Origin of the sequence: Methanosarcina barkeri 3, assembly GCF_000970305.1 — an archaeon.
Classification (GTDB): domain Archaea; phylum Halobacteriota; class Methanosarcinia; order Methanosarcinales; family Methanosarcinaceae; genus Methanosarcina; species Methanosarcina barkeri_A.
This window is the reverse complement of record NZ_CP009517.1, coordinates 2,263,185-2,289,436: the sequence shown is the minus strand read 5'-3', so window position 1 is coordinate 2,289,436 and position 26,252 is coordinate 2,263,185. Positions and strand designations below refer to the sequence as shown.

Here is a 26,252-nt window from a genome sequence, read left to right as displayed (position 1 = left end):
GATCAACATCATGATAGGCATTTCAAAACTTTACTGCGGAACCGTGGAACCTTCAGATGCCCTCCGCTATGGAAGGGAATCAAAAAAGCTTCCCTCTCACTTGCTGCAGTTTTCAAAAGATAAAAAGCCAGTTGTGGTCTGGAATATGACCCGACGCTGCAACCTGAAATGTGTCCACTGTTATGCCCAGGCAAAGGACATAGAATTTGAAAACGAGCTTTCTACTGAAGAAGGCAAAGCTCTTATCGATGACCTTGCAAGTTTCGGAAGTCCGGTAATCCTTTTCTCCGGAGGGGAACCAACCTTGAGAAAAGACCTGCCTGAGCTTGCGGCTTATGCCCGTGAGAAGGGAATGAGGGCCGTGATTTCTACAAATGGGACGCTCATAGACCGAGATATGGCAAAAAAACTAAAGGAAGTCGGCCTCTCTTACGTAGGAGTTTCACTTGACGGGATAAGGGAAACAAATGATAAATTCAGGGGCGTGAAAGGAGCATTCGATGCAGCTCTAAGAGGGCTTCACAATTGCCAGGAAGAAGGCATAAAGGTAGGCTTGCGTTTTACAATTAACAAGCAAAATGTCAGGGATATTCCTGCAATTTTTGATCTGCTTGAAGAAGAAAATATTCCGAGAATATGTTTCTATCATCTGGTTTATGCAGGTCGGGGCTCAAAAATGGTAAAAGAAGATCTTTCCCTTGAGGAATCCAGGCAGGCTGTCGACCTGATACTCGAGAGGACAAGAAAACTTCACGAAAAAGGCTTTCCTGCTGAAGTCCTGACCGTGGACAACCATTGTGACGGCCCCTACCTTTATATGAAGCTCCTCAAAGAAAATCCTGAAAGGGCTGCCGAAGTATTTGAACTTCTTTCCATGAACCAGGGTAACTCTTCAGGAATAGGTATAGGATGTGTATCCTGGGACGGTGCGGTACATGCCGATCAGTTCTGGAGGCATTACTCCTTTGGGAATATACGGGAGCGCCCATTCAGTGAAATCTGGACTGACCTGAGTGATAAACTCATGGCAGGACTTAAAAACCGAAAACCCCTTATAAAAGTTAATGGAGACAGATGTGCCAGATGTAACTGGCTCGATGTTTGCAACGGGAACTTCAGGGTACGAGCCGAAGCCGTATACGGGAATGTCTGGGCAGATGACCCTGCATGTTATCTTACAAAAGAGGAAATCGGGTATTATAAAGCCTGAGAGAATTTCAGGTTTTATTTAATTCCGGTTTATCAAATTTCTATTTTTTCTTAACTTTCCAAACAACGATTCTTTCCAAATAACGATTTTTTTGGATTTTCTTCCATAAGCCTGTTACCCTGGCTTTCTTCCTTCGAGTTATAACTTTTATGATTGCTTACTTAACAGGATTGGAAATATACCATTTTGGAACGCACGTTTCAAACCCATCATACCATTCCAGAACATTTTTAGCTTGCCTGAGCATTGTGCTGATTTCTTTATTTCCGAATTTAATTGCCCAGGGAATTGATGAAAGCTGGTTGCCCGCAATATATAAAGCCATTAATTTGAAAAATAAAACTGGCACTTTATGATGAAAATAGCCGTTTATGCGCCCTGATGCAAAGAAGGTACTTATATCTGCACACCAGGTAATGCGGTTGAATTCTTCCCAGGGGTCACCGTAATCAAGCCTGTCAAAATCAATGATTCCCAACTCTCCGGACTTTGTAACAATCATATTTCCGGCATGATAGTCTCCGTGTTGGAAGGATTGAGGGCGATTTTCCAATAAGCATCTATTTTGTTCGATATATTCAATTATTTTATCTGCTCCTTCAAAGCAAATTCCACAAGCTTCATAATCTGTGATATTTCTATTTATTTTTTTATTGAAACGATCCGACCATGAGATCTGACTTTCTACCGCAGGAACCTGATGCATAATTCTTAATATTTCTCCAGCTTTCACACCAAGCTTGTACTGCTCTTTGCTGCTCAGCTCCGGAAGGATATGTTCTGCATCCTTCCCTGCAATCCAGGTTAGTAATGAATAGACGGATTGACCATTATTGCAAACTCCGAAACTAATGGGACGCGAAATTAAAATGTCAATGTCATCAAGCTGCTTTACTGCTTCAAAATCTCGTTTCTTATTTTCATATTGTGATATATCCGAGATCCTGAGTAATAATTCCCTGCCATCTGTTGTTTGGATATAGTATTTCTGATCATTTGACCATCCCTTATTAATCGGTCTGATGATTTGCCATTTACAAGAATCAGGGATTTCATTATAGAGTTCAATCACGCTAACAGCTCTGTGAAATTAAAACTTGATATTGTCGTTTGTTCAGTCAAAACTTTAGAGTTTTTCATAAATAGTCACTTATTTATTTCAAACATACTTTTAAGAACTAAAATAGAAAGCAATTAAAGGGGAGTAAACAAACATACAAAACTGATTTGCTTATTCCTAATTTTTTATTTCAGTCAAATATCCCGCTAGCTTGCTGTGGGGATGGAAAACTTTCCTGATAACGGTTGACGGTAATATAATTTCTCAATTTCATTACATCTGGACTGCATAGGTCACAAATATCCAGACCTTTACAGGCTGTCTGACAACTGTTTCCAGCAATAAAAGAATTCCTCATTTTTGATTTAAAAGTCTGATATATTCATGGCAGAGAGGATATTTTTGCCTGTTTGTTATAAACGACGGAATAACAAAAACAAATATTCAAAGAAAAAGTTAGCTTCATGCCCAATTCTTTCAATTATCCTCAAAATTATGGGAAATCCTTCTTTAAATAAACCTGATCAATGAGTTGTTTACCACATTCGAAAATCTGATGGTCATAGTTGTCAATAAAAAAATTTCTAATATAATGTGACATAACAAATCCGCAATTTTTATAAAACTGGATAATAAGAGGACTATCTCCCGTACCAACAATCATGGTTTTGCATTTGCCTTTATAATACTCAAAGATGAATTTTACAAGTTGCCTGCCGTAACCTTGTCCCTGATACTTTTCATAAGTTGCTATATTTTTCAATTCGTAGATACCATCATCTTCACGTGTTACTACACAGAGACTTTTCAAATTGCCATCATACAGAGCAAACATATCCCCGCGATCTAAATATTTGTCAATCATATCTTCTTGTTCGTCTGCTAAAAGCAGCAAATCAAGAAATTGTTTTTTATTATTCAGGATTATTTCAACTTTCATGGCAATAACCGCCATATGCAGCAGTGTTTGTGTATTCGAAATGCAATTATGGCCGATGTCCTGCGAGCCTTAGCCTGAGAGAGAGGAATAAGCTCCTTACAGTTAAACACCAATAACAATATAATATATCGAAACTATGGTATACTGTTTATCCAAATATAGTATATTGTTTATCCAAAATATAGTACACCGTTTGTCCAAATATAGTATACTGTTTATCTAAATATAGTATACTGTTTATCCAAATACAGTATACTGTTTATCCAGATACAGTATACTTTTATCAGTACTGCAAAGCCAACAAACAAAACTGGCATCTACACTATAATAAAAATATACTTGGAGATAAGAGTATACTGCGCGAAAAACACAATTTGGAAGTACTTCTAAAAAAGTGGGGGTAATTTGAGTTGGCATCTCGCCATGTTAATACTTTAAACCCTGGTGACCCTTTTAGGGACTGGCTTGTTAAAGAAGTTGTTGGAGATAGGCTACGGAATAAAAGCTGCTCTGTTAATGTTTTTAAATACAATTCCTCCCATACGGTTTGTAGGTATCAGTTCAAAGGTGAACACTTCAGCGTTATGGCAAAGTTTTTTGCCGAACCTACAGGCCAGTTGAAAGACTATAACCCTTCTAAAGGAATGATGAACGAATATCGGAATCTTAAAAAAGCTGCGTCAGTAATAAATGTTGCAAAACCTCTTGCAATAAATAAGAAGTTTAACTGCGTCCTTGTAACGGAGCATATACCTGGAAAATCTCTGGGCTGGTACATAAGGCACGAAGAAAACCTATATGTGAGGCTTTCTGCAGTTGCGCACATGCTCAGACAGTTGCATGAAAACACAAAATCTTCCTACAATAAGGTAAATGAATTCAGAAACTATCATGATGTTCTGGGTCATCTGAAACTGGATCATAACACTAGAGAGACATTCAATAGGTTACTTGGAGAATGGTGGTATAGTTCCCTGCTTAACAGGGAATACGGCTGTATGGTTCATAGGGATGTCAATCCTTCAAACTACATCTTTTGCAAAGGTAAACCCTATGCCCTTGATTTTGAAAGTTCCTGGTTCGAGGCCAATCCTGTCAGAGATCTCGGAATTCTAGCTGCGGAACTCAAAAACGAGTTCGAGCTACATATGGGAGGAGGAGAAAAAGCTGAACCTTATATCGGAAATTTCCTCTGGGAATACAGCAGCGATGAAAAAGACTTTTACTATATTACCAGAGCTTTGCCTTTTTTTATGAGTATAGGACTCCTTCGTTCTGCAAGGCTTCACCAGGGCGACTATAGAAATTATCTCATTAGGGAAGCACGTGAATGTTTAAAGGCAATTAATTACAGATAAAGCATGAGAAACTATCTTGTCAGAGAAGCAACTTGAGTGCTTTAAGGCAGTTAATTACGGCAAAATCCGAAGTTGAAGCTTGAAAAGGGATCTGGGAGGAAAGAGCATATCGGGAAATCACAGGCCTGATGTAAGCAAGGATGAAGTTACATTTCTTAGTCATTCTCTTGCAAAAGGGGAGGAGGCATTTGAGAGCTGCCATATAAAAGGGGTTATTTTTGACTGCTATGAGACCCTCATTGACATTCATACTGAAGAACATAGCCTGGAGACTTATAAAGTACTGAGCGCATGGCTTGCCTATCAGGGAGTGAAAATCGAGCCCGAAAAGCTATGGGATACTTATATGTTTAAGGTCAGGCAGAAAATGGAGAATTCCAGGGAAGTGTATCCCGAGATCAAGGTAGAGGAAATCTTTTCAGAGATCTGTAAGGAAAATTCGATCTGGAATATTGACGAAAAAGGCCTTGGAGTAGAAGCCTCAAGGGTTTTTCGGGCAGCTTCCATACGGAAACTCCGGGCTTTCCCTCAGAGCATCAAAATGATTGAACATTGCATAAACATTCCCAAGTGTGTAATCTCCAACGGGCAAAGAGTTTTTTCTGAACTGGAACTCAGGTTTCTCGGGCTCCACGACTATTTTGATTTTGTTATCTTCTCGTCGGATGTAGGGTATAAGAAACCTGATCTCCGACTTTTTATGACTGCGCTAAAAAGGATGGGCTTTGAACTCGAACCTAAATGTGTCATTTCAATAGGAGACTCTGACGAAAACGAGCTAGAGCCCGCGAAAAAACTGGGAATGCGCGCTATGAATATTAAAGAAGCTTGGAAGCAGTTTGGATTGACAGATTGATTCCATAAAATTCGCTCTCTTCAAAAAATTCTTCAAAAAATGTCTGGGAGAAGACCCGCTCAGTGTTTATCCCAATTACTTATGTTTATTCGTTTTTCTTCTTTTTCTTCTTTTTCTTCATGCATACTTTTATTCAATCTGTCCGAAATTTCAGGCAATACCTTTTAATTCTTTTCTTCGAACAGCCGGATTCCACCAGACTACAGCCGATCGATATTTTCTGACACATGCTTCTTCTCCAGAGTCACTGTACAACGCCTCTCGAATAATCTCCTCAATCTCAGGTGTGACCTCCGTATAGATTGAGTAGAAAATCCTGTACATCCTGAGCATGTTCTCAGGTGTTCTCTTACTTGTATAATTGATAAGCCTTACATGAGGAATTCTTCCGCACGTGTAAAGTAAATTATAGATCAAAGGGTATTCAGGGTACTGAGGATAAGGTGTATTGCCCATGATTTTCTTCCAGAGTTCGGCTTCAAATGTTTGCCCTGTGCCAACTCCACCAACCACACAGCAATATCCCCGTGTTAACTCTTCCATCCGGCTTATCTGGGTCATAATGTCACGAAACATCCATATGACGGTTGAGGTGATAGTAAGGTCATACTGCTTCCTGAAATCTTCAATGTTTATATCCTGCCAGATTTTCGGAATAATATCATAGTTACTCACTCCGGCTTCCAAAGCATTTTGAGATATCATGTGTCTCATTCCCTCGGCAGGTTCAACAGCAGTTACATGGTCAACCCTCCTTGCGAAGGGTATTACAAATGTTCCAGGACCTGCACCAACTTCAAGGACCCTGGAGTGAGGAGAAACGATTCCATGGAGGGCAAGGGTAGAGTATACTGATTCTCCGAACTCGTAATTATTTGTCCGCCTGGATTCTGAGTAGTCCTCTGCCCTTTCACTCCAGTCATCGATCTCATAGTCCCTGAACATAGTCTTTGACCTGGCATCATAACTGTCTTCCCAGTATCTCACCCAGTCTATAGTGGTTGTAAGAGAGTCGGAGGTCATGCTACCCTCCACCATAGTACTCCCATCCTGCCGCTAACCTGATACATGCCCTCTTTTGCATGATTTTGAACGTGTTTCTGAATCATTTCACTATCCCTGGAGTTAAGAGGTCGATATTTCTCTACAAGTTTCTCAACTGAAGTAATTGCTGAGGTAACTGACCTCGTAAGTGTGTAATCGATCGCATCAACGTTTGGACATGCTCCAGAATCATTGAGAAGATTGAACACTGTGATGAACTGGTCAAATTCACCGTCATCTATCCCGAGATCTTCCGTTAGTTTTCGGCTTTCTGAAGGAGCCTCAAGCCCATGAGCAAGGCAACAGTATCCTCTGGACACTGCCTCCATCCGCCGGACCTGAGAAAGAATGTCCGAAAATTGCCAGAGTGCATGGCAGCAGATAACCAGATCATAGTTTTTTAAATAAACTGCCTCATCCACTTCCTGCCAGGTCTTAGGGATTATTTCGATATTGGAAAGCCCTCTGTTCTGCGCATATGACATCAATGCTGCTGCCATCCTATCAGCAGGCTCTACAGCAGTCACTCTGCATACTTTTTCTGCAAATGGGATCGTTATTGCGCCAGGCCCGGATGCTATATCTAAAATATGCCAATCCTTCTGCAGTAGGCCTTCCTTTTCAAACAAGTTGAGGATATTACGTCCATGATTACAATCACTTGCCAGTACCATGTCAGAATAATCTTCTGCCCTTTGATTCCAGTAATTTGTGGTAGAAAGCCTATTCATTTCATTAATACCTGCAGCCCAGGTTGTCTCCCAATCAATTTGTGTAATCATACTATTCCTTCTAAAATACTAATTATCCAATTATTAGTGTTAAGATATAATAATTTATTTCTTTATTATGGCGAAATATATGAAAAAGAATATAAATAGTAACAACATACACCCTGTAATTGTTATGATAAAAGATATGCAGATGTAGCAAGATGACCATGATTCTTGATATTCAACAGCTGTATGTACATTTTCCCGTTTCAAGCACCGTCATCAGGGCGGTTGATGGGGTTGATATTAACATTGAACAGCCCGAGGCACTTGCAATTATAGGGGAAAGCGGTAGCGGAAAATCTGTACTGGGACTGGCGCTACTGGGGCTCTTGCCTGCAAACTGCACTGTAAACGGAGTTATACGCTATCATGGAGATAATCTTCTAACTCTTTCTGAAAATGAACTTGAAATGATCCGTGGCAGAAAGATTGCATGGGTTCCGCAAAACCCTACAGGAGCAATGAATCCTTCGATGACTGTGGGAAACCAGATCGGAGAACCAATCTCTCTTCATATAGAAAAGGACAAAACTAAAATTAGAAAGAAGGTTCTTGAACTTCTTCAATTCGTAAGAATAATTCCCCCAGAAGAAAGAATAGACTCCTATCCTTACTCATTCAGTGGTGGAATGCTTCAACGCTCGCTTGTTGCGATGGGAATCTCAGGCCATCCGGAAGTACTCGTTGCAGACGAGCCTACAAAGGGTATAGACATAATGAATAAGCAGGCTATTACTTACCTGCTTCGGGTTTTATGTAAGGAAGGAATTACTCTAATTCTCATCACACATGATCTGCCGTTTGTCCAAAACCTCGCGGACAGGATTGCAGTTATGTATTCCGGGAGGATAGTGGAAATAAGAGAGAGGCAGGCGTTTTTTGATGGGCCACTGCACCCCTATTCCAGGGGACTACTTCGTTCGCTCCCTGAGAACGGTCTTCACCCCATACCATCCGGAACAGAAGATTCAGAAGAAAAGGATGGAGGCTGTAGGTTCAGGTTTCGATGCACATCTGCAATAGAAAGGTGCAGGATTGAGCCTCCGCTCATCCCTTTTCCGGAAGGATCGGCTGTCAGATGCTGGTTGTATGATCGAAGGGAGTAAGTTCCATGATTGAAAGGAGAAGGTTGCATGATTGAAGGAAGAGGCCTGACAAAAATATTCTCTCCCACCTCTACGGGAAAAAACCGGATCACTGCTGTTGACAATGTAAATATCAGGATAGAAGCTGGAGAGACCCTCACTCTTGTAGGAGAGAGCGGATGTGGAAAGTCCACTCTCTCAAGATTGCTTCTCTTGCTTATTCCTCCAACACGGGGAGAGATATTCTTTGAGGGCCAGGCTCTTAAAGGGCTGAAGGGAAAAGAACTCCACTCTATCCGGAAAAAAATTCAGATTGTGCCACAACAGCCTGAAAGCTCCCTGAACCCCAGGTGGAAGATAGCTCACTCAATCTGTGAACCTTTTCGCATACATCCTGATTTGTTACGCGGAAGGCAGATTGAAGAAGAGCTGAAAAGACTTATTGGGCTTGTTGGTCTTGAACCTGAGCAGGCAGCCCGATATCCACATCAACTCAGCGGTGGAGAATTGCAGCGTGCTGTTATTGCTCGTGCTATCGCGCTTGAGCCTGCCTTTCTCATATGTGATGAACCGACTTCAATGCTTGACGTGTCCACCCAGGCATCTATTATACATCTTCTGAAAACACTTCAGCAAGACCTCAGATGTGCCCTTCTCTTCATTACTCACGACCAGGGACTTGCACACGCTATTGGAGACCGGACAGCTGTAATGTTTGCCGGACAGATCGTAGAAGAGGGACAAGGTGTTCTGGATAGGCCCTACCATCCATTTACTCGTAGAATAACATCAATCTCGGATTCCGGCTCCTTACATCCATCGGAACCTCAAGGGAAGAAGATTCCAGGTTCATGCGTATATTATCAATTCTGCCCGAAAAAGACCGAAAAATGCCTGTACAGCCCTGAAATGATGGAATATGAAGATAGACGGGTGCGTTGCCATAACTTTTCATTTGCTTGATAACTCATCTGCTTGATAACTCATCTGCTTGATAATCGTGCATTCTCTCGATATCTCCTGATGGATTTTAGCGATACAACTGCATGCCAGGTGTTTACTCAAATAAGTCCAGGATTGTCTTAACAAATTCTCCTGGATTGTCCTAACAAGTTTTCCCGGATTGTCTTAACAGTTTTCCCGGGTTGTCCCAACAAATCGTTCTGAATTATCACAACAGGTTACCCAAACTTAAGACGATTACTCTAAAACTTCCAGTTCACGTAATTTTTGCAGAGTTTAATGTTAATATGTAACAGTATCGGGTGTGATTGGCAAACATGAAAAGAAAAGAGGGAATTCTATTTATTTTGCTGGCTCTCGTTGTCCTGGGAGCAGGTTGTACAGACAAAGAACAAAAAGAAGAAAATCAAACATCTCAAACATTATACATTTCAGGTCAATGGAGTCCAACCTCTATTGATCCTCACCTATCGGGTTATATGCCGCAGAGGCTAGAATACGCAGAAACTCTTGTAGGAGTTGATTATGAGGGAAAAATTATCCCAAATCTTGCAAAATCATGGGAAGTTTCCAGCGATGGAAAAAAATGGACATTCAAATTGAGAGAGGGAGTCCTATTCCATGATGGGACATCTTTCACAGCCGAGGTTATGAAAAAATCTCTCGAAAGATCCTTTATCCAGTCGGCATCAACATTCGGAAAAATTCCTGTAACGTCGATTGAAACTCCCGATAACCTGACATTAGTGATCAGCCTCAATTCAACTTTCCCTGCACTTCCTGCCTATCTTTCCAAAGGAGAAAGTGTTGCCCTAGCTCCCGGGTCTTATGATGCAAGCGGAAACGTGACAAAGCCTATCGGTACAGGACCTTTTATCTTTGAGTCCTGGAAACCGGAAGAAGAAATTGTTGTCGTCAAGAATCCGGATTACTGGGGACATGTTGCTTCAGTTGATAAGGTGGTATATCGGGTAATTCCTGAAGAACTTACAAGAAAGATGCTCCTCGACAGTAAGGACATTCAGGTAGCAATGATTCTTTCGCCCGATATTGCTGATAAATATACAGAAAAGGCTGATTATACAGTCCTTGAGCAGCCGATTGCTCGTGTAAGGATGATTGCTTTCAATACGGAAAAGGAGCCCTTCAACGATAAAAAAGTACGTCAGGCTATTAATTACGCTATAGATAGAGAAGCAATAGTGAATTCTGTCCTTTACGGATACGGAAACACAGCAGCAGGACTTTTTCCTCCTCAGTTTTACTGGGCAAACAAGGATATTGCTCCTTATACTTATGACACGGAAAAAGCAAAAAAACTCCTTAATGAAGCAGGATGGACCGACTCGGATGGGGATGGAATTCTTGATAAAAACGGCAAGCCTTTAAAAATTACATTAGTCACTTATCCTGAAAGAGCAGAACTGCCGCCGATCGCTGAGGTGATCCAGCAGCAGCTTGAAAAAGTAGGTATAAAGACAGAACTTAAGGTTCTCAATACCGATGCTTCAAACGCCCAGAGGAATAAAGGGAATTTTGATATGTACCTTGTAGGAAGAGGATTACTTTTCGTACCTGATCCTGATGAGATAATGATGACGGACTATCATTCAAATGGTACTTCAGGCGACGGTTGGGGAGCATATCGCTGGCACAATGATACTGTAGATAAGCTGATTGAACAGGCCAGAACTACTTCCGATGAAGCTGTCAGAAAGAAACTCTATGATGAAGTTCAGGAAATTGTTGTCGAAGAAGCCCCGGTTGCATATCTTAACTACTACGTTAATATTGACGTCACAACTTCGAACATAAAGGGATATCATCTCCATCCTACAGAGTACTCTTTAGACCTGCAGAATGTCTCAATTGCCTGATGTGGGTATTTTACCCACGTACTTTTTTATTTAAAAGAGTTTGAGTAAGAATGATACGTAGAATTATACTGAACCGTCTATTTCAAATGATACAGGTCATGGTAGGGATATCCCTCATCACTTTTGCAGTGATTTCCCTTTCGCCAGGAGATCCAGCTGAAATTACGCTCAGGGCTACTCTTGGTACCGAAAGCCCACCTAAAGAGGCAGTAGCCAGACTTCATGAAGAAATGGGGCTTGACGATCCATGGCATGTCAGCTATCTAAAATGGATTTCAAGGGTTGTGCATGGAGATCTTGGATATTCCTATCAGACAAAAAGGAGTACTCTTGAAGAGATAATACGTGCTCTGCCCACGACCTTTTGTCTAGCCTCTATTTCAATGCTATTCTCGGCTATCATAGCTATTCCGCTTGGAATTGCAGCAGCTCTGAGACAGAACGGGTTTGTAGACCATATTTGCAGGCTTACTTCAATAGTTTGCCTCTCGAGCCCTGAATATTTTGTTGCTATAGTTTTTATGCTTGCAGGAGGCATCTATCTGGATATCTTTCCGATTGCAGGAACAGGAGGAATAGAGTATTTCATTCTTCCATCCCTGACCCTCTCGGTTGGCCTTATTGCAATTACAATGCGTATCATGAGGACAAGTATGATTGAAACGCTTGAGCAGGATTATATGAGGACAGCACGTGCAAAAGGGCTCAGCCGTAGAAAAATTATTCAACGACATGCTTTAAAGAATGCATTGCTCCCTGTCATTATATATATGGGTACCCAGTTCGGATGGATTTTCGGAGGGGCAGTTACCATTGAAAGTGTTTTTGCACTTCCAGGACTTGGGAGGCTTCTTGTTAACTCTGTTTCTTCGATGGACATCATGGTGATGCAGGGATGTATGCTTACCTTCGCGATGATTGTAGTGCTTATTAATCTCTTTGTCGATCTCGTCCAGCTTTATCTCGACCCATCAGTCAGGGCTCAGGGAGAATAATAGGAAGAGTATTTATGGAACACTTATACTTTGGCGAAAAACTGGTAGTTTCCGAAGTGAAAAGAGTATGGGGAGTTTTACGGAGCAATCTAACACTTACAATAGGAGTTCTGCTGTTCATTTTTATCTCCATGATGGCTGTAATGGCTCCGGTGATTTCTCCACATAACCCTGCAGAGATGCATCTTGAAGAAAGGTTATCTACTCCATCAGCATCTTTTCCTCTTGGGACAGACCAGTTTGGAAGGTGTATTTTCAGCCGTATATTATATGGTGCACAGACTTCGTTCTTCATTGCAATTGTTTCAACTCTAATTATCGTGCCTGCAGGAATTATAATAGGAATGTATGCAGGTTATTTCAGCAGATGTGATGCTTTCTTGATGCGATTGGCAGATATCTTTCTTGCTTTCCCCAGTATAGTTCTTTCAATTGCGATTGTGGGAGTAGTAGGTCCAAGTCCTGCAGGAATCATTCTATCACTTTCCATTCCTGGCTGGGCAAAGTATGCACGGTTAATCCGGGGTTCCACTCTTTCGCTGAAAAATAGCGGATTCGTTGAGGCAGCGAGAGCAATTGGAGCATCTGATAAATACGTTCTTTTCCGACATATTCTTCCCAATATTTTTGGACCTATTACTGAGATCGCAACACTTGGATTGGGATCCAAGATTATTTCAATTTCCGGGCTAGGGTTTTTAGGGCTTGGGGTTCAGCCTCCTACTCCGGAATTGGGAACAATCCTGAAAGATGGACTTGTATACCTTCAGACTGCACCTATGATGGCTTTATCTTCAGGAGGCACGATAATGCTGTTTGTTCTTGCGGTAAATCTCATCGGTTCCGAACTGAGATCAATTACCGATCCCCGGTCTGACACGATCGAACTTTAACTGGAAGGCAAAGAGCGACATTGCGATTTTATTGTTTAGGACGTTCATCATTGAGTGGAAGTTTTCATCGAGTTAAAGCTTTTCGTTGAGTGGAACTTCTTTATCTGGTGGAAATTTTCCATCGATCAATTTGTCAGCTTCAAGTTGTTTGAAAATTCCAGCTATACATATTGCATGGAGAGCTAAATAATTAAATATGGATTAATTATATCAATCTGCTTACATACCAAAAACAGAGTTATGCCTTGTAGTTTAGGATAGCCATTCGTCAAATAATATTGCATACTCATAAGTATCTTGCCAAATAGGGTTTCCTTGTTCATCAGACTTAAAATATATGTTTTTGAGTAAATGGCCTTCTTTTCGAAAATGTAATCGTTCCAGCAGTTTCCATGATGCTTTGTTTTGAGGATTGCACATGGCAATGACTCTCCTGGCTTGTAGATTTTTAAATGCGTAATTTAAAACTGCTTTACAACTTTCAGTCGCATATCCATATCCTTGATATCTAGAGTTAAAGACATATCCGAGCTCCCATGTAGAATATTTTTTTGGGTATTGTTGCTCAATATAAATATTTCCTATCAATTTATCAGTATTTTTCAAGCAAACTGCCAAAAAAGATTCTTGATTTGACCTTTTTATTGCTTCTAATTTGCATTGCGCTTCAGTAAAAGTATCATAAGGTTCAAATTTCACAACTGATGCATCAGACAGATAATCATACAAGTCTTTCCAATCTGCAGGTGTAAATTTTCTAATCATTACTCTATCGGTTTCTATTTCGCGCAAGATTAAACCTCCATTCAGGAGAGGCTCTTAAATTAGAATTCTATTTAAAAATAGTTTCTATTTTAATTTTGTAAAGTTATCGGTTAGTTACTCCACTCGGAAAAAATTTCAGGTAGGTCTATACTATATAAATAGAATTCTTTATGAATGGATTTTTCTACTTGTATGGTTTTCATGATGATTATTAAGTCGCCAAGTTAAGGTTAAATCTATTATTCTCAGTTTTTTAGCTCCAACTTACTTTCCGCAGATGTCCTTACAATTTTCACAATTTTACCTTCAATGAAAACTTTCAGCTAGATTTTCCAAAACTTCAGTTGAGATAGTAACAGGAGATTTTGAGAAATTCTCCAAAACCGATAGCAAGAAAATTATTGTTTTTTTGAAAACATCTGCGGAAAGTCGGGTATAAATAAAGGATAATAATTTTGGAATTTGTTCATTATAAAACAGTTTCTTTTCTGCAGAGATTCCGGATAACAAAACGCAATCAATGAAAGTAAAATTTGTATTCCCTACAGATATAGAACAGTAAGAAATATTCACTCTATCCAAAACCAGATATATTTAAATAATCGCAAGCATTCTAAACCCCAAGAATTCTTACACTATTTCCCAATCATGGAGTGTCTTTATGACAGAATCAGAAATTCCAAAAGAATATAATGCAAGTGAGGTTGAGGAAAAATGGATGGAGAAGTGGAACCTCTCCATGTACCATTTCAACTGGGGAGAAGACCCCCGTCCCCAATATATTATCGACACCCCACCTCCTTATCCTACAGGTAATTTCCATATCGGAAATGCACTCAACTGGTGCTATATCGACTTTGTTGCCCGATACAAACGTATGCGAGGGTACAATGTAATGTTCCCACAGGGCTGGGACTGTCACGGTCTGCCAACCGAAGTCAAGGTTGAAGAAATTCATGGAATTACGAAAAACCAGGTTCCACGTGCTGAGTTTCGCAAAATGTGCAGGGAACTGACTGCAGGAAACATCGACAAAATGCGCAAAACAATGCTGCGTCTGGGCTTTTCTGTGGACTGGAGTAACGAGTTCGTTACCATGGAGCCTTCATACTTTGTAAAAACACAGAAATCTTTTGTCAGGATGTATAATAATGATTACATCTATCACGAGGAACATCCTGTCAACTGGTGTCCCCGCTGTGAAACCGCTATTGCTTTTGCAGAAGTCGAGTATGAAACAAGGCAAACAAAGCTTAACTTCGTCCATTTCGATAAGGTAGACATTGCAACCACCAGGCCTGAACTTATGGCAGCCTGTGTTGCAGTTGCAGTAAATCCCGAAGACAAGCGTTACAGCCAGTACGTCGGCCAGGAAATAACAGTACCTCTCTTTGGTCAGAAAGTGACTCTGATTGCTGATGAAGACGTTGAACCTGGATTCGGTACAGGTGCCGTGATGATCTGTACTTTCGGAGATAAGCAGGATGTACGCTGGTGGGTGAAATACGAACTTCCCCTTATAAAAGCCATCGACAAACAGGGCAAGATGACAAAAGCTGCAGGCAAGTACGAAGGCCTGAGCATTGCCGAGTGCAGGGAAGCCGTCATTGCGGACCTGAGGTCTGCAGGTTTCCTCTATGACCAGAAACCTCTGGAACAGAATGTCGGGCTTTGCTGGCGCTGCGATACCCCGATTGAAATCCTTTCGGAGCCCCAGTGGTTCGTAAAGATCGACAATGACGGCATCCTGAAAGCTGCAGACGAGATCAAATGGTATCCTGAGTACATGAAAGTCAGGCTCCAGAACTGGGCAGGCACTATGGAATGGGACTGGTGCATCTCCAGACAGAGGATCTTTGCAACTCCGATTCCTATCTGGTACTGCAAGAAATGCGGGGAAGTTATGGTTGCAGAAGAGAGCTGGCTTCCTATTGACCCGAATGAGGCTGCCCCAAAGAAAGCCTGCGCCTGCGGCTCAACCGAGTTTGAGCCTGAGACCGATGTACTGGACACATGGATGGACTCCTCGATTACGGCATTACACGTTACTGGCTGGGAGAGTGAGCATGATCTCCGCCTGCCTGCGCAGATCCGTCCACAGGGACATGATATCATAAGAACCTGGGCCTTTTACACAATCCTGCGAAGCCTGGCTCTTGAAGGCAAGAAACCCTGGGACTCTATAGTCATTAACGGTATGGTGCTCGGGCCTGACGGACATAAGATGAGCAAGTCCCTTGGAAATGTTATCTCTCCTGAGGAAGTAACCACACAGTACAGCGCTGATGCTTTCAGGCAGTGGGGTGCAGTTGGTGGCTCCACAGGTTCGGATGTAATGTTCCGCTGGAAGGATGTGGTTTCAGCTTCTCGTTTCCTTCAGAAGATGTGGAGTATCTACCGTTTTTCAATGTCTCACCTGAAGGGCTTCGGCCAGGAAGATGCTGATAAATTCCAGACTGACTCTCTCCTTATAATTGACAGGTGGCTACTGAGTAAACTTAACAGGCTTATAGATACTGCAACAAAGGAGCTTGATGGGTACCAGTTTGATTCCACTTTCAAATCCATACGAGGTTTTGCCTGGGAAGTTCTTGCTGACAACTATCTGGAACTTGTAAAAGGCAGGCTTTATGGCGATGACCTTGAAGGCAGAAGAGCAGCTCAGTATGTGCTCTACAGGACAATGAAAACCCTCTCGCTTCTGCTTGCTCCATTTATACCATTCTTTGCAGAAGAACTGTACTCCAGGTTTAGTGATGAGAGCGTCCATACACAGGCCTGGCCGGCAGTTGATGAGAGCTTCATAAACGAAGAGGCCGAAGCTGCAGGGGAATTGATTAAAGAGATCACAGGCGAGGTACGCAGGTACAAATCCGAACTGGGAATGGCACTTAATGCTCCCCTGAAGAAACTTGAGATATACAACGCAAATATTGATACAGGAGATATCGCAGGTGCAACAAACTCGAAAGTTGAGTTGATGGAAGGAGCTCCTTCCTTTGAATATGTGCCAGTGGAAGTTAAGCCTAATATGGGCATTCTGGGTCCCAGATTCAGAAAAGATGCAGGTGCTGTTGTGAAAGCTCTCAAGGCCGAAAACCCTGCTTCCGTTGAAGCTCAGGCAGTCTCAGGAAAAATAACCGTTAACGTAAACGGCAAACCGATCGAGCTCGAACCCGAAGCTGTAGAAATAAGGAAAGAAGTGATCTCCGGCGGCAGAGAGGTTGATGTGCTTGAAGTCAGAGGTGCAGTTGTCGTAATCGTAAGGTAAGCTTTTGCTTACCTTTTTATGAAAAACATCTGTTATTATTCTGAAGATGCTTATTTTTTCAGTTTTTTACTAACAGCTGAAGTATGACAAGCTGAAGATACGGCAATTTGAGGGCAGGATATCTTCAGGTCAGATCCTCCATGTTCAAACTCTGACTTTAATTCTTCATTCCAGCCCTAATAATTCTTCATTTCAGCCTTAATAATTCTTCATTTCAGCCTTAATAATTCTTCATTCCGGCTACTCAACTATTTTTTCGTATTCTTTTTCTCACTATACTAAAATATCATTTTCAAAGATCAAAATAGATTCCTGGTGTACAAATTTATGAAGTAAATTCACAAGTCGTCAGCTAAAATTGGGGATTTCTATAAAGTAGGAGTCTCAAATACCGGGCATTTAGAATCAGTCACAAACTTTAAAAAAATTTTGGTATATAAATATTCCAGCTAGCTTCAAACTGGTGGAGTAGTTATATGATTTTACGTTACATTGAAGGTTGTTAATCAGGTGTAAATATCTGAATTTTGCAAATTTCACCAAAAATAATATTATTATTTTAAGAAAGTGAAATGACAAAGATTCCCTTTTCCAATGTGAAACTTTATATACATCCAGGTAATCTGTTTCAGAAATGTATTATTTACACCTGGAGTTTTTATGACAAAAGTCGAAAAGGTATTACTATTACTCAAAAATATGGTGTATGAAAGCACTAGCCCGCAGGAAACTCTCAAGTTTGCGAAATATTACAGGAGTAAAGGGCTCGATGTGCTGGTTATTCTATGGGGACCTATGGGAGTGTTACTTGGAAAGAAAGATAAAACAAGAGGATCGCCCAAGTATGATATGGCTGTTCAGGAATGTATCGACATGGGAGTAGAGTTCCGATGCTGCCAGCTTGCCTCGGACATGATTGGACTTAAGAAAGAAGAACTAATCCCTGGAATTGAATTTATCTGCTCAAAAGAAGTAGCTGAACTTTTTCAGAAATACACAGAAGAACACCAGTTAATTATTAATTTCTGAGCCTTAGAAATTTCTAACATTAAATGAGGCATTTAAGCAATAACTGCCTTAAGCAATTAGATGTATTTTACTGTAACTAAATGTGTTTTACTGTAACTAAATGTGTTTTACTGTAACTAAATGTGTTTTACTGTAACTAAATGTGTTTTACTGTAACTAAATGTGTTTTACTGTAACTAAATGTGTTTTACTGTAACTTTTTCCTGAGTCAGGTTTTCTTCAACTTAATTCTTCAGCTTTATTCAGTTACTCAAATATTTCTAAATGTTAATTTAAACCGACAGAACTTTTTATATGTAATGCCTTTTTTAGACTGTCCAAGGCTAACCGAAAAATATCGGTTGAGGAATGAATTATATGTCAATATGGACATAATTAGAATAAAAATCTAAAAACATGGATCAAACGAGCGAACGTTTGTGCACATAATGAGATAAAAATAGACTTTAAGATAGAGTATACAACTATAAGTACACATTTTAAAATAATTATTTGATATTAAGATTTCAGCTTTTGAGTCAATTAATTTTTGAAAATTAAAAAAATAATTTCAGCAGGTGATTTCGTGTTTTTACAGAATTATGAGTTAAACGAGGAAGAGAAAATCCTTTTGCAAAAGGTTCTGGATGGAGATGTGGCTCTTCGTAAAATTGACGAATTTGCGGACCCTGTGACTTCAGTAAAAATCAGAAGGCTTGCAATACAGGAGTTTGCAAAACTTGAGTTTGAGAATATCCAGAACTTTTCCCTCGATGTTGAAGTAGCATCGAAAAGGAATATTGAAAATATGATAGGTGCAGTTCAGATTCCTCTCGGAGTTGCAGGTCTTCTGAAAGTAAACGGTGAATATGCAAATTCCGAATACTACATTCCGCTTGCTACAACTGAAGGAGCTCTTGTTGCGGGTGTAAATCGCGGCTGTTCGGTTATTACAAAATCAGGAGGAGCAAATGTAAGGGTCTTTGAGGATGAGATGACGAGAGCACCTGTTTTTAAGCTTGAAAGCGTCAGCAGAGCTAAAGAATTTTACGAGTGGGTAAAATGTCCTGAAATTTTCGAACAGATGAAAGCTGTTGCCGAAAAAACAACGCGTTTTGGAAAATTGCTTTCCGTAAAACCCTTTGTAGCCGGCACATATGTATACCTCAGATTTTCTTACGATACAAAAGACGCTATGGGCATGAACATGGTAACTATAGCTACCGACGCAGTGATGCACCTTATAGAAGACGAATTCGGTGCACATCCCGTTACCATTTCAGCAAATATGTGTACTGACAAAAAACCGGCCTCCATAAGCACAATTCTCGGAAGAGGCAAAACCGTTGTAGCTGAGGTTACGATTCCAAAGGAGATTGTCAAGGAGACTCTTAAATGTACGCCTGAGTCCATGTTTGAGGTTAATTATAGCAAAAACATGCTGGGTTCAGCAAGAGCAGGAGCACTTGGCTTTAATGCCCATGCTGCAAATATTATTGCTGCTATTTATCTGGCCTGCGGACAGGATGTAGCTCATGTTGTTGAAGGAAGCACTGCAATTACAAGTATGGAACTTACAAAATACGAAGAGATTCACTGTACTGTCACTCTCCCTGCCCTACCTGTGGGAACCGTTGGTGGAGGCACAAGTCTTGGGACCCAGAGAGACTGCCTGAATATTCTCGGCGTTGCAGGAGCAGGTGACGTTCCAGGAATAAACTCTAAGAAATTTGCGGAAATCGTAGCTTCTGCCGTGCTTGCAGGAGAAGTTAATCTTATAGGAGCTCAGGCTGCAGGACATCTGGCCCGTGCTCACGCCCAGCTCGGTCGTGGAAAGTTCTAACTCAACGGTTGACCCGCAACCGTTGAGCCGCAACCGTTGCGCCGGTTGATCACGCCTATAGGGTTAGGGAGATAAGGTTATCAAACCAAATGTTATCAGGTCGATCAACCGTTGCGCCGGTTGATCACGTCGTCATATGTTTACTTAGCATTAATTTTCGCTCAAGCCTTTTTTAAAAAGGCTTGTGATCGCCTTATTAGGTTTGGGAATAAATTTCTCAAATTCAAACGCAATCAGCATATTACATGCAAATAAATAAAAGTGTTTGAAAATACTTTCAAACACTTTCCTGACAAAGCACTTTGATGCCAAGAAAACAAAAATAGTGACAGGAATCCGCCATGAGAAAGTCTTGCCATAGAGCTCTTAAGAATAGTTCCTAAGATTCAGCTTTAGAAGGCAGTTCTCAGGGCAGTTCTTAAGATTTTACTCTGCTCTTAAGATTTCCCGTTTTATACTTATTCATTTAATGGAAAAGCTCTTCTTTTGCTTTATTAAGATATTTGTTTGCTTCCTCAATTTTACTGGCAGCTCCAAGGATATCCTCGGAAGCATCGAGAAAGCCATCTTTTTTAGCTTTCTGAGCCCATTCCTTGAAACTTTCAATGTGGCTTTCGTTATGCTCGATCCAGTGCTCAATCAAATGTGAAAGGTTGTCATGACTAAGTTCTTCAGTAATAGTCGTCCCTCCTGTTCAAAATATATACGATTCATGGTATAAATGCCCGCTGGATATAATTAGAATTTCTATAAAGATACCGTGAGAATATCAAAAAATAAACAAATAAGAGATAACAGATAGAATATATTAATATAAACTAATTCGATAGTAAAAATATTCGATAATAAAAATAATTTGATAATAAAAATAGTTTGATAAGCAGAATTGCTTAAATTTCAAGAGCTAAGAATAAGGTTTTGAACGATTCTGCTTTAACGCTTACATTATAACACTTTGATAATACTTTGATAACACTTTGATAACACTTTGATAACACTTTGATAACACTTTGATAACACTTTGATAACACTACTTCAGTTTTCAGGTTTATACTGTCCTTGGATCAGTAATCTCACCTGATAATGCTGAGGCTGCCGCGGTTGCAGGGGAGGCCAGGTAGATAAAACCACCTTTTCCCATTCTGCCTTTGAAGTTTCGGTTTGCGGTTGAAATGCAGACTTCTCCTTCACTTATTACTCCCTGGTGGGCGCCAAGACAGGGCCCGCAGCCAGGGGTTGCGAGTGTGACACCTGCTTTGAGTAGAGTTTCCATTGTTCCGTTCTCAATCGCTGCAAGGAGAGTTATTCGGGATGCAGGAATTACAATTGTCCTGACTGCAACCTTTTTTCCTTTCAGGATTGATGCTGCGACCTCAAGGTCTTCAAGTCTGCCATTTGTACACGTCCCTATGAATACCTGGTCTACGTGGGTACCTTCAACCTCTCCAACAGGCTTTACGTTGTCAACCTGATGAGGACAGGCTACCTGAGGCTCGATATCCTCAGCAGAGTAAACGGGTTCTTTTACATAAAATGCGTCCTGATCGGCATAAACCGGCTCATATGGAGCAGCCGCTCTGTTTTTCAGAAAATCGAAGGTTTTTTCGTCAGGTGGAACAATTCCGGTTTTTGCTCCCATTTCTATTGCCATGTTGCAGAGAGTCATTCTGCCGGAAACTGACAATTCAGAGATAGCCTGCCCGTAAAACTCTACCGCCTTATAGGTTGCACCGTCAATTCCGGTCTTTCCGATAAGGTAAAGGGTCAGGTCTTTTGCATAAACTCCTTTTCCAAGCCTTCCTTCAACCGTAAACCTGAGACTTTCAGGCACCTTAAACCAGAGTTCGCCTGTAGCGAAAATTTCAGCCATATCGGTAGCACCTACGCCTGTTGCAAAAGCCCCGAAAGCCCCATAGGTACAGGAATGCGAATCAGCTCCCACAACCAGTTTTCCAGGCAGGGCAAATCCGTTTTCGGGAAGTACCTGATGGCAGATCCCCTCTCCAAGCTCGTAAAAGTTCGGAATACCTTGCTCCTTTACCCATTCCCGGATTTCCTTTTGAAGAATGGCTGAAGTCTCGTTATTTGCAGGCGCGATATGGTCGAAAGGAATTATAATTCTTGAGGGGTCCCAGACCTTTTTCATTTCCATTTCTTTAAAAGCATTAACTGTAAGTACGGAGGTGCCGTCATGCGCCATTGCATAATCAACATCTGCCAGGACAAAATCATTTGCATTTGCCTCTTTTCCCGCTGCTCGGGAGAAAATTTTTTCGCTAATTGTTCCCAAAAGTAAGTCTCCTGTTTGATAATCAAGTAATAATGGTTTGATGATTGAATAGTAATGAAGTCTAAGAAGTTCAGATTCCTGGATTCACTATAAAGAAATAACTGTAATATATTTGACATATATATTTGACATATTAAAGAATAAAATCCTAATATTACAAATATAAATTATACAAAAATCTTTTCAGCCTCTTGAAGCTGGTTTATATAGGTTTCTATAAAGCAAAATAAACTACTCTTTATTTAATTAAATGTAACGCTGATGTCAATGCATGATTATTCTTTTCTACTACAGTGAACCTAATAATGAACTCGGTCCCATTGCTCTTTTTCAGTTCAAGTTCTCCATCTAACTGGTCGACAAGGAAAGTTACAAGCTGAAGTCCCAGACTATCAAGTTCCTCTATATCAAGGTTTTCAGAAATACCCACACCGTTATCCGAAACTGTCAATATAAAACTGGTACTCTTATAGTCTTTGCTTTTACTTTTTTCTATTATGTTTTTATGTTCTCCATTTTTATCTTTATGGAATTTTATTTGGTCTCCATCTTTATGGAATTTTATTTGGTCTCCATCTTTATGGAATTTTATTTGGATTTTTCCTTTATCTCGGTCGGAGAATGCATATTTAAGAGAGTTGGAAACGAGCTCATTGACAATTATTCCTAACGGAACTGCTGTGTCCATGTCAAGTAATATGTTTTCTTCCAGATCCATACTTAAGCTGACATCAGCATTACCGAGTCTATATGTCAAGAAAAGAGCATTAGCGAGTTCCTTAATGTACAGCGAAAAGTTGAGTTTATCGAGCTCTTCACCTCTATATAATTCTTCATGAATAAGAGCCATTGATATTACACGATCCTGACTTTCCTTGAAAGCTTCCAGGACTTCCGATTCATTTATATTCTTTCGGTTTCTGAATTTTTCAGCTTGAAGGTCCAGTAGTGATGAGATTACCTGAAGATTATTCTTGATTCTATGGTGTATCTCCTTCTTACGAGCGATCTCAAAATTTCGGAGAGCTTCTTCGACTTCCTTTCGCTTGGTTATGTCAGTATGAAGGTTCAAAATTCCTAAAAACTTACCACCCTTGTCAAAAATAGATTTGGCATTTGTATGCGTCCATAGAAGGGAGCCATCTTTGCGTATAAACTTAACTTCAAGACTCTCATTGATGTTTTCCCTTCCTTTTTTAAAAGCCTGTTTGATAATAGCCTTACTTTCATCACTGAGAAAGTCCCACATCGGCCTGCCAACGAGTTCTTCTGAACTGTAACCAAGCATATCTTCAATCTGCTTATTGATGAAAGTAATTCTCTCTTCAGCATCAATTATGCTTATGCCTTCGTTTGCTGTCTCCACAATGTTACGGTATCTGTTCTCACTTTCTTGAAGTCTTTCTTCTGCCTTTTTTTGCTCAGTGACATCGATATCCATCTCAAGGATCATGAGAGAACCGTCAATATCAGTGAACGGTAAATTATAAGCGTCATAATAGCTTCCATCCGGCCCGCTTACTTTCCAATGATGAGGTTGACCGGTTTCAAGTACTTTATGTGATTCACAGAATTCACATGGCTGGGTGAATCCAAAATAATATTCATAGCAGTACCGACCACCTGGATCCCCAAATCTTTTACGGAATCTGCAGTTGGCAAAGGCGATATGGTAGTCAGATGTTAGCAGGATTATCATTGCAGGCAACGTATCCAGCACGTTATAAAGACGTTGGCGTTCGTCTATTGTTTCCTGATTCCGTTTTTTCAGCATCTCACTTATTCTTTTAAGTTCTTCTTCAGCCTTCTTGCGCTGAGTAATATCAGAGTGCATGCTCATATTACCGATATGTTTTCCCTCTGCGTTAATGAGAGGCATAGAGTTAACAAGCGACCAGACAACACTGCCATCCTTGTAGCAGAACTTCATTTCGTACCTTTTTTCTTTAATGCCTTCCTGTAGGGATTTTATTCTGATAAGCGAACTTTCCATATCATCTTTATCGACAAAGTCAAGGGCTGATTTCCCTATCATTTCTTCCATTGTGTACCCGAGCATTTCTGCCATTGTTTGATTCACAAAAGTAGTAACTGTTTCAGTGTCGGTAATCCAGACACCCTCGTTTGCTGTTTCTATGATGCTGCGGTACTTTTCCTCACATTCCCACAGTTTTTCTTTAAGGACTTCACGGTCACTTATATCGAATCCATAAATGTTTACGCATTCTTCTTCCGGTAAAGGTTGAAAATTGATCAGGTATACTCTTTTTCCCACTCTTACTTCCTTTGTTTCCGGAATATTCCAAGAAATTGTTTTTAGCGCTAAGTCTCCGATAGAAGACGGCAGTTTTTCTCCGATTTTCGTGCCCCACTCCTTCAGTAAGGGCTCACTAGCTTCATTTGAATATATAACGGTACCATCCGTATCGACACTGAGCACAGGATTTGGGTCATTTGCTAGAAGTTTTTCAACGCTTGTTTCCATATTCCCCTTCAGGCTCCTATTTCTATCCTATCTCTAGTGGTTATAGCCTACTGTCGATGACTCACTAACGTTAAAAGTATCTATTGCGTAACTATATTAATATATAATATTCTTTAAATATAATACATTCATTTGACTTTGAATTAAGATAATATTTTTACAGAGATCTTTAAAATATGATTATTTCTTCTCTGACAAACGCAACTAGCCATAAGCAATCACTATCAGTTTTCTATAATGCAAGGATAAGTGTACTTAGTTAAGATCTGTTTTAGAAAGAGTTAATAATTGATATACTAAAGTAAATGAAGTAGTAGAAATAATTTTCATTAAATTAAAAATTATTTTAAATTCAATATTCCATATTTTTCAAAATCAATAAAAACTAGAAGACATCAAAAAAGTATAAACTTTTATTTATGTTCTTCGTAAGCTACTATTTTCTTCAAGAGATTTTCTTAGAGGCTGATAGCTGGCGATTCGGCTGAGATTCCTACTGTCAGTAAAGCTACGACTTCTTTGTCCTGCGGGATTTTGAGTAGTTTTTAATTTAGTTTTTTCTATAATATCACTGTAACTGTTATTTCAGTAGCTTTGTAAAGACTACACAAATAGCTACTGACTAAAATTCCTTCGTTTCCTTACGTCATCTCTAAAAATAATAAATTTATCTAAGTAACATTTATTCCATGAAAAATGAAATATATAACTATTATTATCAACAAAGTGAGTATAAAGGAGCTTATGAATGGCTGGGAAAAAACAATCTGAGTTTCCAAAGTCATGAAACTCAAAACAGGAAATCAAAATCAAAGTTATGGTGTTACATCCGACTGTAAATAGAGTTATCAGGCCAATGTTACGGCTATAATGTCTATTAAAAATCAATAATTTTTATATCCAATATTTTTCTTTTTTCCAATCACTATCTTTTCCAAATATACAAGTTCAACTTTGCTGCCCAGCAGTTCCCGCCTGAACTCCTTATACCCCAGTTTATGATAGAGGTGAATATTTCTGATGCTATTCGATCCGGTGAAGAGCTCAAATCGAGCTACATCCCGATGCATAAGCTCAACCTCTGTCATCAAACGAGTGCCTATCCCCAGATTCTGCCATTCAGGGTGCACAATCAGCCTGCCTATATGGCAAGTATTTTCTATTACGCGAGATCGTACAGATCCTACGATCGAGTGCTCGCTGATGGCTTTGAGGAACACACTGGTACTGAACTCATTTCTTATCTCTTCGACAGTTTGAAGCAGAGGGGGAATGGACCAGTCATCGTAGATCTGAGCTTCACTCTTGTATGCCAGTTTCTGGAGGGTTAAGATTTCAATCGCATCTTCAAGGCTGGCCCGAAAAATTTCTACTTGTTCTGCCATGTCTCTCATTCCTAACTTCAAAATTAACAAGTTCGTGCAAGTTTCAATAGACTAAAGACTTGAGAATAGTACGCTCTGAAACCTGCAAGCTACTTTTTGTCCGAAAAAGTAGCACAATTATAGTTCCAGGTTGATGATAAAATAACAT

Annotated in this window: 20 protein-coding genes; 11 read left to right on the top strand and 9 right to left on the bottom strand. The window is 40.2% G+C overall.

The window, feature by feature from the left end:
- Positions 1 to 10: 10 nt before the first annotated feature.
- Complete coding sequence (gene ahbC, locus MSBR3_RS09130; RefSeq protein ID WP_048107660.1) at positions 11 to 1,210, top strand: 12,18-didecarboxysiroheme deacetylase; 1,200 nt, start codon at positions 11 to 13, stop codon at positions 1,208 to 1,210.
- A 157-nt stretch (positions 1,211 to 1,367) separates the two neighbouring features.
- Here the strand turns inward: ahbC and MSBR3_RS09125 are convergent, their stop codons facing one another.
- Positions 1,368 to 2,282, bottom strand: a complete 915-nt coding sequence (locus MSBR3_RS09125) for an aminoglycoside phosphotransferase family protein (protein ID WP_048107658.1) — start codon at positions 2,280 to 2,282, stop codon at positions 1,368 to 1,370.
- A gap of 481 nt (positions 2,283 to 2,763) precedes the next feature.
- The gene (locus tag MSBR3_RS09120; protein ID WP_230627334.1) at positions 2,764 to 3,225 is read right to left on the bottom strand and encodes a GNAT family N-acetyltransferase; all 462 of its coding nucleotides are present in this window, start codon (positions 3,223 to 3,225) and stop codon (positions 2,764 to 2,766) included.
- 395 nt (positions 3,226 to 3,620) lie between these two features.
- Between MSBR3_RS09120 and MSBR3_RS09115 the strand changes: the two genes are divergently transcribed.
- Both MSBR3_RS09115 and MSBR3_RS09110 read left to right on the top strand, forming a co-directional pair.
- Positions 3,621 to 4,568, top strand: coding sequence for a phosphotransferase (locus tag MSBR3_RS09115; RefSeq protein WP_048107655.1), 948 nt, complete (start codon positions 3,621 to 3,623; stop codon positions 4,566 to 4,568).
- Between the two features lie 91 nt (positions 4,569 to 4,659).
- Entirely contained in the window at positions 4,660 to 5,424 is a 765-nt protein-coding gene (locus MSBR3_RS09110; RefSeq protein ID WP_048110275.1) for an HAD family hydrolase, read from the top strand.
- Positions 5,425 to 5,574: 150 nt separating this feature from the next.
- Here MSBR3_RS09110 and MSBR3_RS09105 read toward each other — a convergent pair whose 3' ends face one another.
- Both MSBR3_RS09105 and MSBR3_RS09100 read right to left on the bottom strand, forming a co-directional pair.
- Positions 5,575 to 6,447 carry a class I SAM-dependent methyltransferase gene (locus tag MSBR3_RS09105; RefSeq protein WP_230627331.1) on the bottom strand — a complete coding sequence of 291 codons (873 nt, stop codon included), beginning with the start codon at positions 6,445 to 6,447 and terminating at the stop codon, positions 5,575 to 5,577.
- Positions 6,444 to 7,250: a class I SAM-dependent methyltransferase gene (locus MSBR3_RS09100; protein ID WP_048107651.1), complete on the bottom strand. Its 807-nt coding sequence runs from the start codon at positions 7,248 to 7,250 to the stop codon at positions 6,444 to 6,446. Before MSBR3_RS09100 ends, MSBR3_RS09105 begins: the two co-directional genes overlap by 4 nt.
- 152 nt (positions 7,251 to 7,402) lie before the next feature.
- Between MSBR3_RS09100 and MSBR3_RS09095 the strand changes: the two genes are divergently transcribed.
- The 5 genes from MSBR3_RS09095 to MSBR3_RS09075 all read left to right on the top strand — a co-directional run bounded on the left by MSBR3_RS09095 (position 7,403) and on the right by MSBR3_RS09075 (position 13,057).
- Positions 7,403 to 8,350, top strand: coding sequence for an ABC transporter ATP-binding protein (locus MSBR3_RS09095; RefSeq protein ID WP_052723346.1), 948 nt, complete (start codon positions 7,403 to 7,405; stop codon positions 8,348 to 8,350).
- A 27-nt stretch (positions 8,351 to 8,377) separates the two neighbouring features.
- Positions 8,378 to 9,292 (top strand): ABC transporter ATP-binding protein, encoded by a 915-nt coding sequence (locus tag MSBR3_RS09090; RefSeq protein ID WP_048107650.1) that lies wholly within the window; start codon positions 8,378 to 8,380, stop codon positions 9,290 to 9,292.
- A 317-nt stretch (positions 9,293 to 9,609) separates the two neighbouring features.
- Positions 9,610 to 11,169 carry an ABC transporter substrate-binding protein gene (locus MSBR3_RS09085; protein ID WP_048110272.1) on the top strand — a complete coding sequence of 520 codons (1,560 nt, stop codon included), beginning with the start codon at positions 9,610 to 9,612 and terminating at the stop codon, positions 11,167 to 11,169.
- Positions 11,170 to 11,219: 50 nt separating this feature from the next.
- Positions 11,220 to 12,164 (top strand): ABC transporter permease, encoded by a 945-nt coding sequence (locus MSBR3_RS09080; protein ID WP_048107648.1) that lies wholly within the window; start codon positions 11,220 to 11,222, stop codon positions 12,162 to 12,164.
- A gap of 14 nt (positions 12,165 to 12,178) precedes the next feature.
- Positions 12,179 to 13,057 carry an ABC transporter permease gene (locus MSBR3_RS09075; protein WP_048107646.1) on the top strand — a complete coding sequence of 293 codons (879 nt, stop codon included), beginning with the start codon at positions 12,179 to 12,181 and terminating at the stop codon, positions 13,055 to 13,057.
- Positions 13,058 to 13,309: 252 nt separating this feature from the next.
- Here the strand turns inward: MSBR3_RS09075 and MSBR3_RS09070 are convergent, their stop codons facing one another.
- Positions 13,310 to 13,849 carry a GNAT family N-acetyltransferase gene (locus MSBR3_RS09070; RefSeq protein ID WP_230627995.1) on the bottom strand — a complete coding sequence of 180 codons (540 nt, stop codon included), beginning with the start codon at positions 13,847 to 13,849 and terminating at the stop codon, positions 13,310 to 13,312.
- A 634-nt stretch (positions 13,850 to 14,483) separates the two neighbouring features.
- Here MSBR3_RS09070 and MSBR3_RS09060 point away from each other — a divergent pair.
- From MSBR3_RS09060 to hmgA, 3 genes are all read left to right on the top strand, one after another.
- Positions 14,484 to 17,093 (top strand): valine--tRNA ligase, encoded by a 2,610-nt coding sequence (locus tag MSBR3_RS09060; protein ID WP_048107643.1) that lies wholly within the window; start codon positions 14,484 to 14,486, stop codon positions 17,091 to 17,093.
- A 660-nt stretch (positions 17,094 to 17,753) separates the two neighbouring features.
- Entirely contained in the window at positions 17,754 to 18,122 is a 369-nt protein-coding gene (locus MSBR3_RS09055; protein WP_048107641.1) for a DsrE family protein, read from the top strand.
- 565 nt (positions 18,123 to 18,687) lie between these two features.
- Positions 18,688 to 19,944: a hydroxymethylglutaryl-CoA reductase (NADPH) gene (hmgA, locus tag MSBR3_RS09050; RefSeq protein WP_048107639.1), complete on the top strand. Its 1,257-nt coding sequence runs from the start codon at positions 18,688 to 18,690 to the stop codon at positions 19,942 to 19,944.
- A gap of 466 nt (positions 19,945 to 20,410) precedes the next feature.
- Here the strand turns inward: hmgA and MSBR3_RS20650 are convergent, their stop codons facing one another.
- The 4 genes from MSBR3_RS20650 to MSBR3_RS09035 all read right to left on the bottom strand — a co-directional run bounded on the left by MSBR3_RS20650 (position 20,411) and on the right by MSBR3_RS09035 (position 26,104).
- Positions 20,411 to 20,587, bottom strand: a complete 177-nt coding sequence (locus MSBR3_RS20650; protein ID WP_170943387.1) for a hypothetical protein — start codon at positions 20,585 to 20,587, stop codon at positions 20,411 to 20,413.
- A gap of 405 nt (positions 20,588 to 20,992) precedes the next feature.
- Positions 20,993 to 22,225, bottom strand: a complete 1,233-nt coding sequence (gene hacA, locus MSBR3_RS09045) for a homoaconitase large subunit (RefSeq protein ID WP_268989146.1) — start codon at positions 22,223 to 22,225, stop codon at positions 20,993 to 20,995.
- A gap of 247 nt (positions 22,226 to 22,472) precedes the next feature.
- The gene (locus MSBR3_RS09040) at positions 22,473 to 24,719 is read right to left on the bottom strand and encodes a PAS domain S-box protein (RefSeq protein WP_048107635.1); all 2,247 of its coding nucleotides are present in this window, start codon (positions 24,717 to 24,719) and stop codon (positions 22,473 to 22,475) included.
- 884 nt (positions 24,720 to 25,603) lie between these two features.
- The gene (locus tag MSBR3_RS09035) at positions 25,604 to 26,104 is read right to left on the bottom strand and encodes a GNAT family N-acetyltransferase (RefSeq protein WP_048110267.1); all 501 of its coding nucleotides are present in this window, start codon (positions 26,102 to 26,104) and stop codon (positions 25,604 to 25,606) included.
- Between the last annotated feature and the right edge of the window lie 148 nt (positions 26,105 to 26,252).

What these genes read in the sequence shown, in the direction of transcription:
- ahbC (WP_048107660.1), top strand. Translation starts at nt 11, where the DNA reads ATGATAGGCATTTCAAAACTTTACTGCGGAACCGTGGAACCTTCAGAT.
- MSBR3_RS09120 (WP_230627334.1), bottom strand. Translation starts at nt 3,225, where the DNA reads ATGGCGGTTATTGCCATGAAAGTTGAAATAATCCTGAATAATAAAAAA.
- MSBR3_RS09105 (WP_230627331.1), bottom strand. Translation starts at nt 6,447, where the DNA reads ATGACCTCCGACTCTCTTACAACCACTATAGACTGGGTGAGATACTGG.
- MSBR3_RS09100 (WP_048107651.1), bottom strand. Translation starts at nt 7,250, where the DNA reads ATGATTACACAAATTGATTGGGAGACAACCTGGGCTGCAGGTATTAAT.
- MSBR3_RS09095 (WP_052723346.1), top strand. Translation starts at nt 7,403, where the DNA reads ATGACCATGATTCTTGATATTCAACAGCTGTATGTACATTTTCCCGTT.
- MSBR3_RS09090 (WP_048107650.1), top strand. Translation starts at nt 8,378, where the DNA reads ATGATTGAAGGAAGAGGCCTGACAAAAATATTCTCTCCCACCTCTACG.
- MSBR3_RS09085 (WP_048110272.1), top strand. Translation starts at nt 9,610, where the DNA reads ATGAAAAGAAAAGAGGGAATTCTATTTATTTTGCTGGCTCTCGTTGTC.
- MSBR3_RS09080 (WP_048107648.1), top strand. Translation starts at nt 11,220, where the DNA reads ATGATACGTAGAATTATACTGAACCGTCTATTTCAAATGATACAGGTC.
- MSBR3_RS09075 (WP_048107646.1), top strand. Translation starts at nt 12,179, where the DNA reads ATGGAACACTTATACTTTGGCGAAAAACTGGTAGTTTCCGAAGTGAAA.
- MSBR3_RS09060 (WP_048107643.1), top strand. Translation starts at nt 14,484, where the DNA reads ATGACAGAATCAGAAATTCCAAAAGAATATAATGCAAGTGAGGTTGAG.
- MSBR3_RS09055 (WP_048107641.1), top strand. Translation starts at nt 17,754, where the DNA reads ATGACAAAAGTCGAAAAGGTATTACTATTACTCAAAAATATGGTGTAT.
- MSBR3_RS09040 (WP_048107635.1), bottom strand. Translation starts at nt 24,719, where the DNA reads ATGGAAACAAGCGTTGAAAAACTTCTAGCAAATGACCCAAATCCTGTG.
- MSBR3_RS09035 (WP_048110267.1), bottom strand. Translation starts at nt 26,104, where the DNA reads ATGGCAGAACAAGTAGAAATTTTTCGGGCCAGCCTTGAAGATGCGATT.